Source organism: Synechococcus sp. R50.1, assembly GCF_047462115.1.
In the GTDB taxonomy this organism is placed as follows: domain Bacteria; phylum Cyanobacteriota; class Cyanobacteriia; order Thermostichales; family Thermostichaceae; genus Thermostichus.
Genome location: NZ_JANSIN010000067.1, coordinates 1 through 11,617 on the forward strand (window position 1 = coordinate 1; position 11,617 = coordinate 11,617).

The window sequence follows — 11,617 nt, forward strand, 5'->3', positions numbered from 1 at the left end:
GGCACTGGTAACGGTCGATTGGGGGTGCTGTAAACCACCCCAGAGGCTCGTGGTTGGCTTGCCAACTGCAGGGCTACCGAAAGCCCGCCCTGTACTGCGAAGGTCAGGGTCGGGTAGTTTACTTCTCGCAGCTCGGTATCGTGCTCCAAACCATAGCGGCGCAGCAGGGATCCCAAGTAGGCCAATTCCTGGGGTTCCAAATGCCTATCGGCCCAAGCAGAGCCGGCCACAATTTTGAGCATGAGCTGATGTTGAGTTGTGGGGTTCATGGTGGGATCCCTTGCTGAGGACTGTTGTCGCTACGCGACACTTCTGCGAACGTGTCAGGGGGCCAGAGACCTTAGAGGCTGCAGAGTTGAGGGGATGAACAGCTTAACTATAGCCAGACCTTGGGTGAGCCATCTGCGTTCGCGTCAGCAGCGCGGAGCCCTTTTTTCGGCTAGGATCGTTATCTGTATTACGAACACTGAGCTATTCGCGATAGCGGGACGGAGTCCTTTTTCTCGCCCATTCTTGCAATGCTGAGCGCCTCTCCTTGCCAATTGGATCTTGCCATTCTGGCCCCAGGTCGGCTGTACCGCGGCAGCGGCATTCTGGAAGCTGTGCCCCTTGCGGTACTGGGATCCCGTGTGCTGGTGATCGGGGGGGAACGCTCCTTGGCTGTGGTTGAGTCCCCTCTGCAGCGCAATTTCGCCCGGGATCCCGCCCTCCAAGTTCACTGGACTACCTACGGGGTAGACTGCAGCGAGTCCGAGCTGGCGCGTTTGCAGGCGCTAGCCATGGCGGAGTCCACAACCGGCATCTTGGGGGTAGGCGGGGGCAAGGCTCTGGATACGGCCAAGCTGGTGGCCCACCGGCTGCGGATCCCCGTGGTTACCGTGCCCACCTCTGCGGCCACCTGTGCCGCCTGGAGCGCCCTATCCAATATCTACTCCGACAGCGGCGCTTTTCAGCGGGATGTGGCCTTGGATCAGGCCCCAGCCGCCTTGATCTTGGACTACGACCTCATTCGTCAGGCTCCCCCTCGCACCTTGGTAGCCGGGATCGGAGATGCCTTGGCTAAGTGGTACGAGTCTTCCGTCAGCAGCGGCAGTTCAGAAGATGCCCTGGTGATTGGCGCTGTGCAGCAGGCCCGTGTCTTGCGGGATTTGCTTCTCCAGCAATCGGCGGCGGCCCTGCGGGAGCCGGGCGGAACTGCTTGGAAACAGGTGGTGGATGCTTGCATTTGCCTGGCAGGGATCGTTGGCGGCATGGGTGGGGCCAAATGTCGGACGGTGGCTGCCCACGCTGTCCACAACGGGCTAACCCATTTGCTGGGGCATCGGGCCACTCTGCACGGAGAAAAAGTAGCCTTCGGTATCCTGGTGCAATTGCGCCTGGAGGAGATCTTGCAAGGAAACCAGTTGGCGCTGGCAGCACGTACCCAGTTGCTGGAGTTCTACCGCCAGGTGGGGCTGCCCCTCAACTTGCGGGATCTCAAGCTGGGTCACTTGGGATCCGCCGACCTGCTGCATGCTGCCCAAGTGGCCTGCCAGCCAGGATCCGACATCCACCACCTGCCCTTCCCCGTCAGTCCAGAAGCCCTGTTGGTGGCCCTTACCACCACAGACCTGACCAGCTCCAGCCCTGTTCTCCCTCGGCTGTAAGTCCTGGCAGAGGATATCTGTCTGCTATCCAACTCCGCCGGTACGGGCCTGGGTCGGCATTGTGGGCAGGCGGGCTTCGCCGTAGGCTCCAGAGGTGGCGCCCACCAAGATCAAGGCTCCGCCCATCCAAGTCCACCCATCCGGGATCTCGGCAAACACCCAAAACCCGATTAGGCTGGCCCAGAGCAGACGAGAGAAATCCAGAGGCAGCAGCATCGTCACCTCAGCCAGCTTGTAGGCCTGGGTGAGGGCCACCTGGCCAATGCTGCCCAGTAGCCCCATGGCCACCATCCACAGCCACTGCTCAGGAGAAGGCCAGGTCCAAACCCAGACGGCAGCCAGAAAGGAAAGGGGGGTCTGCAGCAGGCCCATGTAGGCCGTAATCGTGAGGCTGGACTCAGTGCGGGAGAGGATCTTGAGCACGATGGTCACCCAGGCAAAGAGTGCTGCCGCCCCCAAGGCCAGCCCTGTTCCCAGAGAAAACTCTCGGAAGCCTGGCCTCAACATCACCAAAGCCCCGGCAAACCCCAGGCCCAATCCCAGCCAGCGGGACGAGCGCATCTGCTCGCCCAACACCCATACCGCCATCGTGCCGGCAAACAAAAGTTGAACAAAGCTCAGCGCCGTAGCTTCTGCCAGAGGCAACAGGCTGGCTGCCCAAAAGGAGAGCAACATCCCCACCGTGCTGATCGCCGAGCGCAGGAGGTAAAACTCCATCTTGGCGGTGTGCAGAGACTGGATCCCAGCCCGCAACACCAGCGGCGACAGGGCGAGAAACCCGAATAGGTTGCGCAAAAACACAATCTGAAAGGGGTGAAGGGCGGGAGTGTTGAGCCGGATGATCGCGCCTAAACAGGCAAAGCAAGCAGTGGCCAGCAGCTTCAGGGCAACTCCTTGCCAGAGCCTTATTTTTCCCCACTCTGCAAAGCGGCTCAGCTGGTGGCGATACCACATCTCCAAAGTCACAGCTCACACCCAAATGGTTTAGGCACTAAGTTTTCAGCCTTGAACTCTCAGCTTAAACGGACTTCCAGGGATCCGACCTACCACCCTAGGCAATCTTTGCCGTCCACCGGCACTCCTGATCCCTCTCGCCAGGGGGAAAAAGATGGGGATCCCAAGACATGGCCATTTCAAGTAGCCATGAAACAACTCACCCCGTCGCTCCATAGCTCCCCTCTCTCTTTGGGAGAGGGGCTGGGGGTGAGGGCGTGGAACCTCTAGGTTTGCTTGAGAATCTCTTTCAAGTAGCCGATGACCGTTTCCGGCTTGAGATGGGCCATACAGGGATGACCCTCCACCAGGCAGGTTTCGTTTTTGAACTTGTTCTCTGCGCAGACCCGGCACTTGTAGGCGGTTTGGGTGAGATAGACGTGGGGCAGACGAGGAGCCCACAGTCGCACCGGGCTGGCCCCATCCCCATCGGCATCGTTGCCAAACAGGGCAATGGTGGGACAGCCCACTGCCGCCGCGATGTGCATCGGCCCCGCATCCACGGAGATACACACCCGCGCCCGCTTCAGGGCCCCCGCCAGCTCCATGAGGCTGGTTTTGCCCCGCAGGTCAACCATTCCCGTTTGCGCCAGCAGTTCGTCTTCGCTGCTGCCGCCGTGGTAGAGGGATCGCTGCAGCTCCGGCGCGCTGCCGATTAGCCCCACCTGCAGGCCCTGGCCTTGGCACCACTGGATCACCTGCCGCCAGTACTCCAGAGGCCACATCTTGGCGCGGCGGGTAGTGGTGATGTGCACCAAGACCTCTGGCACCGGAAAACCGGGATCCCGGCTGGGCAGCTCCAGGCGGAAAAAATCCGTCTCCACGTACGCCAGGCGACAGAAGATTTCGGCGATGTAGTTGCTGGTGAGGATCCCTTTGTAGCGCTGCAGAAACTCCAGGCCGTTCCAGTCGTCATCCTGGAGCATGCGCTGCACCGGGTCGGAGCCGGGATCCAACTTGCGGCGAAAATCCAAGGTCAAACCGGCTCCGGCAATGTATTGAGGACGCAGCGCCGTCACCGCCACCAAGTTGAGCTCGCTGAACTCGTCGCAGTTGATGGCCAGATCGTAGGGCCCGGCCTGAGCCACCCGTTCTCGCACAGCAGCGGTCAGGGCCTCGAGGTAATCGGGACGACGGCTGTAGAGAGGAAAGCTGAAGTCGATGTAGGGGCAGTGGAGCTCAAAGTCGCGGGTAATCTCGCTGCCAAAAAAATCCAGCACACAGCCGGGGTATTTTTCCTTGAGGCCCCGCAACAGCGGGATGGTAACCACAAAATTGCCCACCTTGCTGGAGGAAAACACCGCCAGGTGGGGATGTTCCCGCAGAGGTTGGTTGGCAAACCGTTGCATAAGGCTGGGATCCCCAGGAAGATATCAACCCCGCTGGAGGTGGTGCGGGTGGTGCAGACAGAGCACTTTTGCTAGGCTAGCATTCCTCTGTCCTGTGCTTTGATGGCCATGCTGGGATCCCTGGGCCTCAGGGGAGACTGGCTTGGCTGCCATCCCAGATGACCACCACGGCAAAGCGATCCAGGAAGCCATCTGTCGCATTCATCTGGCGCAGGCTAAAGGCATCTTCGGCGGAAATCACCAGGTCGTAGCCAAGGGTACGGATGGCGCGAATGCGGTGGGGCCGTTCCCCAATGCGGTTTACCAGCGAGCGGGCCTGCTCTTCCGAGGTGGCATAGGCGGCTGTGCCCTCGCTGCCCACGAAGGCGGCGTTGAGGTCTTGGCCAAGATTGACAGGGGTGTAGACTTGGTTGCCGTCGGGATCAAACAGGCGCATCGACTGGCTGGGCAAGAAATCTAAGCCCCGCGCATCCACAATCAACCCCGTCACTTGCGGTTCCCGCCGCTGGGATCCCGCTTCCAGACCCGCTCCACCCCCTGGCCCTTGGCCCGCACCCATCCCTGAGCCAGGGCTGGCTCCGCGCACCCCACTCTGGCCGCTGCCCGGCCCGACCACTTCCCCCTGCCGGGATCCAGAGCCACTGCCGCCGGGGCTGGTGCCGAACTGCCGCAACAGATCCAGATCGAAAACCGGGCCTTCTGCCACTTCTCCATGGCCGGGTTGGGCCGGCTGGACTTTTGGATCGGCTTGATCTGTTTGTGGGAGCGGAACAGAATCCTGGGTTACTGGACGCCAGGGCGTTGCTTCAGAAGCGGGCAGGGTAGGGGATCCCCCTTGCAAGCGGTAAAGGGGAGGAAACAGCGTTTGGGCATCCACAGCTTCCACCGGCAAGACCGGCCCCGCCAGCAGGATCCCCAGTGCTGCCCAGCTCACTTGGATCCGTATGCCTTGAATCCCATACTTCCACCACCTCATGCCCACACCTCTTGGCCTCAAAACCTGCGGCCCGCTCGGCAACCGCTCATCCTCCCCCATGCTACCCAGGCAGGGCCGGTTCGGCAGGGGATCCCGCGCAGTCTTCCCCTTGGCTTGAGAGCAGCTGGGGCTCCTGGCCTCTCCCTAAAGGTGGGTCGGAGAACAAGAGATTGATCCCCAGCGATCCCCAGGGTCTTGACCGACAGGCAAAAATACGCAAACATGGGTTCATCATTCTTGATGATCCCCGTTGATCCCCACCTGATGGTTGTCAGCGGCTGGAGAGCGCAAGGCAGGCCGGCACGCCAGCGGGTTCGAGGCTGTACTGAGCCGCAAGCTGGGATCGGCCTTTGGGTTAGAAGCTGGAGCATTGCACAAAGCCCGATTTGTCGAAGAGAAGACAGGAGACCCCGACCATGCCACAAGAGCGGATCCCGTTGGAAGAAATGACCATCCGGCAGTTGCGGGAAGAAGCTGCCCGCTATCAGATCCCCAAGTACAGCCGCATGACCAAGGAGCAACTTGTCCAGGCCATTCGGGAAGCCCAAGCTGCTCGCAGCGGTCGTCCCGCTGACACGATGCCAGAGCCGAGCGGCCAAGAGTCGGTTACCCAAACGAAGTTTGTGGGCCAAGAGGTTGGCGGTAAGCCGGATCTGGCCGATGTGGACAAAGGGCTGGGCGATTTGCCGGGCGGTTACGGGGAAAGCCGCATTGTTTTGCTGCCGCGGGATCCCCAGTGGGCCTACGCCTATTGGGATGTGCCCAACGAGGCCAAGGAGAGCAAGCGCCGCGAGGGGGGTCAGCAATTGGCGCTGCGCCTCTACGATGTGACGGATATCGATTTCAGCTACCAGCCGGCCCACAGCATGCAGGAGTACCCCTGTGACGAGTTGGCGCGGGAGTGGTACCTGCCGATTCCGGTGAGCGATCGTTCCTACATTGTGGAGATCGGCTACCGGACGGCAGATGGCCGCTGGCTGATGTTGGCCCGCTCGGCTGCAGTGATGGTGCCGCCGGTCTATCCTTCCGACTGGTTTGAAGAGCATTTCCTGACGGTGCCCTTCGATATGGCCCTGCAGGGCCGCACCCTCTACCAGCTCAGCGAGCCTTACAAGCGCAGTGCCACCGGCATGGGTGTGGTGGCCTACAAGGGCGATGAGCCGCAGCAAGGGGCCATGGTCGATCCCTTCCTGGAAATGGTGGGTGGCTTTGAGGCGATGCGGGTGGCGGGATCCCTGTTTGGCAGCCACCAGATGGGCAGCCGCCAATTGGTGCCCGAGCAGGCCATCAGCTCGTTTATCATCCCCTCGGGTGTGGGCATGATGGGGATGGCCATGGCGGAGGTGCCCGCTGCTCCCTGGATGGCTTCAGGATCCGGCCTGGGCCTGTTCTCGGGGGCTTCCGAAGTGCTGCCGCAGCGCTCTCGCAAGTTCTGGTTGGTGGCCGATGCCGAGCTGATTGTCTATGGGGCCACAGAGCCGGATGCCACCGTTACCATTGGCGGGCGCAAGATCCAGCTCAACCCCGATGGCACCTTCCGCTTCCACATGGCTTTCCCAGACGGCAACATCGACTTCCCCATCTTTGCGGTGGCTGCCGATGGCGAGCAAAACCGGGAGATCCACATGACCTTCGACCGCCGCACCCTCTCCCGCCGCACCAACACCAAGGAAGAGGCCATCGAAGAGTTGTTGCCCTGAAGGATCCAACCTTTCCCTTCTTGCCCCCTGGAGCTGGCCGGGGGGCTTTTTTCCCTGGGCTGGAGAGCTTGACTCCAGCCATCAAAACAGGGGATGCCAGTCCTAGGAGAGGTCAATCACCTGGATCAGTTGTTTCAGCTTCTCCATCACCCGTCCGGAGCGAAGTAGGTCTTCCGCCTGTTGGATCCCTTCTGGCAAGGATGGAGCAAGCCCGAGGAGCCACAGATAGCTACCCCCATTCCAGAGAGCGGCTGGGGTGAGTTCACAGGGATCCCCGCTGAGCACCTGCTGCATCTGTTGGAGCAGCTCTTTCTCGCCGGAGAGGGGAATCTCCGGGCCTGCCAAGTGACAATCGCGAGCCTTCAAGAGCAGCCGTTTCCCGCCCTGGTTGAGAATGGCCGCCCGTTCCCGCGGCAGGTCGCAACTGCCTTCCAAACCTTTGACGGTGGTAAATTGCCGGATCTCCCGCAGGGCAAACAGCTCCAGCATCGTGGCCTCGGTGGGCGGATGCACGTACCCGGCCACCAGGTGAAAGGGGCCTTGGTAGGGTGTCCAGACCAGCTCCAAGGTGGCCAAGGGGGGGCGCTTGCCGATTTGATCCCGGTAGTCCATCAGGGCCTGAGCCTGGGGAAAACAGGTGGGCAAATACAAAAATCCCAGCCCGGTTTGTTCCAGCAGTTGCCCCACCCGCTCCAGGGATAGCCCCCGCCAATCTACCCCCAAGCTCCGCCACACCGTTTCCAAAGGCAGCCCATACTTGGTGGGACAGAAGCCAGAGCCATGCAGCAAAACGGCTGACCCTGCCGCCGCCAGCAGCAAAGCCACCAGCACCCCCAGCGGCGCAGTCCGCGAGCGGCCATCGTAGGGATGGCCAAAGATGATCAAGGGATGGGGCAAATCCCGTTGGGGCAGAAGAGGGCCGTCTTCTGCGTAGGCATCCAACATACCGGCCAGCTCTTCGGCAGTGGGGCGCTTGATGCGGTGGGCAATTAAAAAAGCCCCGATCTGGGCGGGAGTGGCTTCCCCCCGCAGGAGCATCCGAGCAGCGCTGGCGGCCTCTGCCCGGCTGAGATCCTGGTGGGTGTGGGTGCCGCTGCCGATTTTTTTCAACAGCTCGCGAAACTCTTGGCTCATGGCATCGGCGGTCGGGAGCGCTGGGCTACCCAAGTAGGGGGAGATAACGGCGGAACACTTGCAACTACCGATACAGGTATTTGACAACTTACAGAAATTTCTACAAAAAATCCCTACAGAACTGACAACAGCCCGGCAGAGGGCTGAGGGAAATGGGGATCTGTACCGGAAGCAGGCTCAACCTCAGACTGCCTGATAAGCTGGGCGGCCAACTGCAAAAACCGGCGAATGGGAGGGATCCGATAGCGATCGCTGGTGGTGACCATAACCACCTGTCGCCTCAATAGGGGGGGCTCGGTGGGTCGCACCTGCAAATCCGGATCGGCGCAGCAGTCCACCAGGGCCGACTCCGGCAGGAGGGCAATCAACTGCCCCTGTCGCACCACCCCCCGAAAGGCATCCAAGGTGTTCAGTTCCAGGGCTGCTTTGAGGGGAAGCCCCTGCCGGGCCAGATGGGATCCCACCAAGGAGCGCATGGCATAGCCATCTTTGAACACAGCCTGGGGATACTCCGCCAGCACCTTCCAGGGGATCCGCTCGTAGCGGCTGAGGGGATGAGTGGCGGGCATCAATACTTGAATTGGCTCCGAGTACAGTGGCTCCACCACCAGCTCTGCCCCCCGCGTCATCAGGGGGTTCTCCATCACCAGGGCCACGTCCACCAGCCCATCCCTGAGCACCTTCAAGGCGCGGTCGCTGCCCAGAGCGGTAACCCGCAACTGCACCTCTGGGTACTCCCGGCAAAACTGTTGCAGCACCGGCGGCAGTTGATGGGCGATCAGAGAATGGATCCCGGCAATGCAGAGCTCAGTTTGCTGGCCCTGCAGCCATTCTCGAATGCTTTCCTGAGCCCGCTGCCATTCCTGACAGATGCGACGGGCATGGGGCAAAAGCCGTTCCCCGGCCACAGTTAGGGCCACCGGGCTTTTGCGATGCAACAGCGGAGCGCCCACTGCTTCTTCCAGGGCCTGGATCTGGCGGCTAATAGCCGATTGGGTCAGACCGCTGAGGCGAGCAGCGGCCAAAAAGCTGCCTGTTTCCACCACGTTCAAAAAAGCTTGCAACAACTCCAGCCGCACCTGGGATCCCTTGATGATGTAGCCTGCCGTGGTGGCATCCTAGCTGGGGAAGCGGTAGGCTTTTGTAAACACCGTTACAAGTTGTTTGTTGGACTGGGGATCCCCAAGCCAGGAGGAGAAGCAGATGGGTTGGGATCCAGCCTTGCTGGAGGGGCTGCTCAACTCTGCCATTCCGCACCTTTTCCCCGCTGCCCAAGTGGCCATCCGCCACAAGGGAAGGTGTATTTACTCAAGGGCGGCAGGTTATCTCGACCCTGAGACCCGGCGCCAACCAACAACCTCGGCCACCCGTTTTGACCTGGCCTCGCTGACCAAGCTCTACACCGCCACCGCCTGCATGGCCCTGGTGGAAGCCGGAGCGTTGCTGTTGGATCAACCGGTCAGTCTCCTGTTGCCGGAGTTTCAGGGATCCCGCCCCATTGCCCCCTATGAAGATCCTCTGCAGCCGGGGAAATGGATTGCTGTGGAACCGGAATCCTTAGGCCAGCTTGTTGCAACAGAACAGGTGACGGTGCGACAGTTGCTGGCCCACACCGCCGGTTTGCCCGCCTGGCGGCCCCTGTTTCGACAGCCCGATGCCGAATCGGCCCGGCACATGGCCCTGCACACCTTTTTGGCCTACAGGCCGGGATCCCGCAGAGTCTACAGCGATCTTGGATTGATCCTGCTGGGGCTGGCTTTGGAACGTCTGAGCGGAACCCCTCTGGATCAGATCTTGCATGCCCGGATCTTGCGGCCTCTGGGCCTGAGCCAAACTCAGTTTTATCCGGGGGATCCTTTCGACCCACCCCCTGTCTCTGTCTCTTGTGCCCCCACCGAGCTGTGTCCTTGGCGAAAGCGCCGCCTACAGGGGCAGGTTCACGACGAAAATGCCGCCCGCCTGGGCGGGATCGCCGGCCATGCCGGACTATTCGCCACGGCAGAGGAAGTAGCCGCTTTCGGAGAGAGTTTTTTGACGGGATCCCTGTTGCAGCCGCAGACGGTGAGGGAAATGACCCGCGAGCAGTTGCCTCAGCAAGGGGATGCCCACCGCTGTCACGAGCGCCGGGGTTTGGGGTTTGCCTTGCGCTCTCCGGATCCCTTGGCCAGCAGCTACCCGTTCAGCCCCAGCGCCTTCGGCCACACCGGCTTCACCGGAACCTCCCTGTGGATCGATCCAGAGCGGGAGCTGGTGGTGACGCTGCTCACCAACGCCGTCTACCACGGTCGGCAGGAGAACGGATTCCAGGCTTTCCGGGTTGCCCTCCATCAGGCCATCCTAGAGGGGCTTTCTTGATCATTGAGTCCCTGACCGTTCCCGCTAGGGTGCCGTAGGCATAACCAAGGCTGAGGTGGACGAGACCTTTTACCGACAGTTGGCAGACATGCTCTCCCGCGGGCCGCTGGTGGTGGCCACGGTGGTCCGCACCCAGGGATCTGTGCCTCGCCAGGCGGGGGCAAAACTGGCCGTGGGATCCGATGGCACCCTGTTGGGCACCATTGGCGGTGGAGCTGCCGAAGCGGAAGTCATTGCCCGAGCGCAAACCCTTTTGCAGACCGCTGTTCCCGTTGGCGATGGCGATGGGGAGTCCTCGCCGGCTGTGGGATGCAAGTTTCCCTTGACCTCAACAGCCCTCCCCTGGGCGTTTGCGGGGGACGGATGCACATTTGGCTACAGCGATGGCAGGGATCCCTTGCCCAAACATTGGCGGCCCAGATCCTCCAGGCTCTGACCCAAGGGCCAAGGGCTTGGCTGATCACTCCCCTCCATCCTCAGGGGTTCCCCTACCTCAGGCTTGGCGACAGCAATGTGGAGCACTTTGCCTCCCTGCCATCCCGCCCACAGCTCCTCGCGGGATCCTGGGTCGAGCCCCTCCTCCCTTCCCCCACCCTGCTGATCGTCGGAGCAGGCCACTGCGGCCTGTCCCTGGCCCAGATCGCCCATTTGGCCGGCTTTCGCATTTGGGTTCAGGACGATCGCCCGGACTGGGTAACCCCTCAGCGCTTTCCCGTTGCCGAGCGGCTGTGCTCAGAACCCTTTGCCCAACTTATCCCCCATCTGCACAGGATCCCGCAGCTCTACATCGCTCTTGTGACCCGCAGCTACAGCCTCGATTGCCAAATCCTGCGGGCCATCTACCACTCCGGCCTGACCCCCCACTACCTGGGGATGATCGGCAGCCGCAAGCGGGTACAAACCGTACTGCGAACCCTGGCCCAGGAAGGGATCCCGGAGACCGCCTTCAGCTAGAAATCGCAGGAGCCCCGCACTGTACCCGTAGGGTCAGTGTCGGGAGGAATGCGGAAGTTACGATAGAACCATGACCCAAGTCCTGACCGTCTCCTGTAAGCTCAAGGTGTCCCAGTCGCAAGCCGCCAAATTGGACGCGACTTTGGAGGCTTTTGGCCAAGCCTTGAATTGGGTCAACCAGAACACGCCGGAGAAAGTCGTCAACGCCGTTAAGCTCCAGTCTCTGTGCTACCGCGAAATCCGTGCCCGGTTCGACTTGTCCAGTAACTTGGCTCAGCAGGTCTGCAGACAGCTGGCCGGCGCCCGTAAAGTTGCCCAACAGAAAAACCGCCCCGTCAAAGCGTTCAAAGGGGGCTTCGCTACCTACGACGCTCGTATCTTTTCGTTCCGCGAGAAAGACTGGACGGTGTCGCTGACCACCGTTGGGGGTCGAGAGCGCTTTGAGCTGGCGATTGGCCGCTACCAGAGAGAACGGCTGGCGGGCTCCAATCCCAAATCTGCCACTCTGGT

10 protein-coding genes and 2 pseudogenes are annotated in these 11,617 nt (G+C 61.3%); 6 read left to right on the plus strand and 6 right to left on the minus strand.

Annotated features, from left to right (window positions below; all coding sequences use genetic code 11):
• Positions 1-269, minus strand: a pseudogene (locus NW870_RS12195) (hypothetical protein); the annotation flags it as partial.
• A gap of 249 nt (positions 270-518) precedes the next feature.
• Between NW870_RS12195 and NW870_RS12200 the strand changes: the two are divergent.
• Positions 519-1,646 (plus strand): iron-containing alcohol dehydrogenase family protein, encoded by a 1,128-nt coding sequence (locus NW870_RS12200; protein WP_414375494.1) that lies wholly within the window; start codon positions 519-521, stop codon positions 1,644-1,646.
• A 24-nt stretch (positions 1,647-1,670) separates the two neighbouring features.
• Here NW870_RS12200 and NW870_RS12205 read toward each other — a convergent pair whose 3' ends face one another.
• From NW870_RS12205 to NW870_RS12215, 3 genes are all read right to left on the minus strand, one after another.
• Positions 1,671-2,612: a DMT family transporter gene (locus NW870_RS12205; RefSeq protein ID WP_414375496.1), complete on the minus strand. Its 942-nt coding sequence runs from the start codon at positions 2,610-2,612 to the stop codon at positions 1,671-1,673.
• A gap of 254 nt (positions 2,613-2,866) precedes the next feature.
• Positions 2,867-3,988: a glycosyltransferase family 9 protein gene (locus NW870_RS12210; protein ID WP_414356209.1), complete on the minus strand. Its 1,122-nt coding sequence runs from the start codon at positions 3,986-3,988 to the stop codon at positions 2,867-2,869.
• Between the two features lie 127 nt (positions 3,989-4,115).
• Positions 4,116-4,964, minus strand: coding sequence for a hypothetical protein (locus tag NW870_RS12215; protein ID WP_414375498.1), 849 nt, complete (start codon positions 4,962-4,964; stop codon positions 4,116-4,118).
• 416 nt (positions 4,965-5,380) lie between these two features.
• Between NW870_RS12215 and NW870_RS12220 the strand changes: the two genes are divergently transcribed.
• Positions 5,381-6,664 carry a DUF4912 domain-containing protein gene (locus tag NW870_RS12220; RefSeq protein WP_414375499.1) on the plus strand — a complete coding sequence of 428 codons (1,284 nt, stop codon included), beginning with the start codon at positions 5,381-5,383 and terminating at the stop codon, positions 6,662-6,664.
• Positions 6,665-6,766: 102 nt separating this feature from the next.
• Here NW870_RS12220 and NW870_RS12225 read toward each other — a convergent pair whose 3' ends face one another.
• Both NW870_RS12225 and NW870_RS12230 read right to left on the minus strand, forming a co-directional pair.
• A complete protein-coding gene (locus NW870_RS12225) occupies positions 6,767-7,798 on the minus strand; it encodes an anthranilate phosphoribosyltransferase family protein (protein WP_414375501.1) in 1,032 nt (343 codons plus the stop codon).
• A gap of 113 nt (positions 7,799-7,911) precedes the next feature.
• Positions 7,912-8,877: a LysR family transcriptional regulator gene (locus NW870_RS12230; RefSeq protein WP_011431998.1), complete on the minus strand. Its 966-nt coding sequence runs from the start codon at positions 8,875-8,877 to the stop codon at positions 7,912-7,914.
• Between the two features lie 124 nt (positions 8,878-9,001).
• On the opposite strand from NW870_RS12230, the gene NW870_RS12235 reads away from it, so the two are divergent.
• From NW870_RS12235 to NW870_RS12250, 4 genes and pseudogenes are all read left to right on the plus strand, one after another.
• The gene (locus tag NW870_RS12235) at positions 9,002-10,153 is read left to right on the plus strand and encodes a serine hydrolase domain-containing protein (protein ID WP_414375503.1); all 1,152 of its coding nucleotides are present in this window, start codon (positions 9,002-9,004) and stop codon (positions 10,151-10,153) included.
• A 55-nt stretch (positions 10,154-10,208) separates the two neighbouring features.
• The gene (locus tag NW870_RS12240) at positions 10,209-10,589 is read left to right on the plus strand and encodes an XdhC family protein (RefSeq protein ID WP_414375505.1); all 381 of its coding nucleotides are present in this window, start codon (positions 10,209-10,211) and stop codon (positions 10,587-10,589) included.
• On the plus strand, positions 10,517-11,107 hold the full coding sequence (locus NW870_RS12245) for an XdhC family protein (RefSeq protein WP_414375506.1): 591 nt from the start codon (positions 10,517-10,519) through the stop codon (positions 11,105-11,107). The genes NW870_RS12240 and NW870_RS12245 overlap by 73 nt, the downstream gene beginning before the upstream one ends.
• A 70-nt stretch (positions 11,108-11,177) precedes the next feature.
• Positions 11,178-11,617: pseudogene (locus NW870_RS12250) on the plus strand (RNA-guided endonuclease TnpB family protein); the annotation flags it as partial.

Excerpts from the sequence above, each read along its gene's own strand:
- NW870_RS12220 (WP_414375499.1), top strand. The coding sequence starts at position 5,381 with ATGCCACAAGAGCGGATCCCGTTGGAAGAAATGACCATCCGGCAGTTG.
- NW870_RS12200 (WP_414375494.1), top strand. The coding sequence starts at position 519 with ATGCTGAGCGCCTCTCCTTGCCAATTGGATCTTGCCATTCTGGCCCCA.
- NW870_RS12235 (WP_414375503.1), top strand. The coding sequence starts at position 9,002 with ATGGGTTGGGATCCAGCCTTGCTGGAGGGGCTGCTCAACTCTGCCATT.
- NW870_RS12225 (WP_414375501.1), bottom strand. The coding sequence starts at position 7,798 with ATGAGCCAAGAGTTTCGCGAGCTGTTGAAAAAAATCGGCAGCGGCACC.
- NW870_RS12210 (WP_414356209.1), bottom strand. The coding sequence starts at position 3,988 with ATGCAACGGTTTGCCAACCAACCTCTGCGGGAACATCCCCACCTGGCG.
- NW870_RS12215 (WP_414375498.1), bottom strand. The coding sequence starts at position 4,964 with ATGAGGTGGTGGAAGTATGGGATTCAAGGCATACGGATCCAAGTGAGC.
- NW870_RS12245 (WP_414375506.1), top strand. The coding sequence starts at position 10,517 with ATGCACATTTGGCTACAGCGATGGCAGGGATCCCTTGCCCAAACATTG.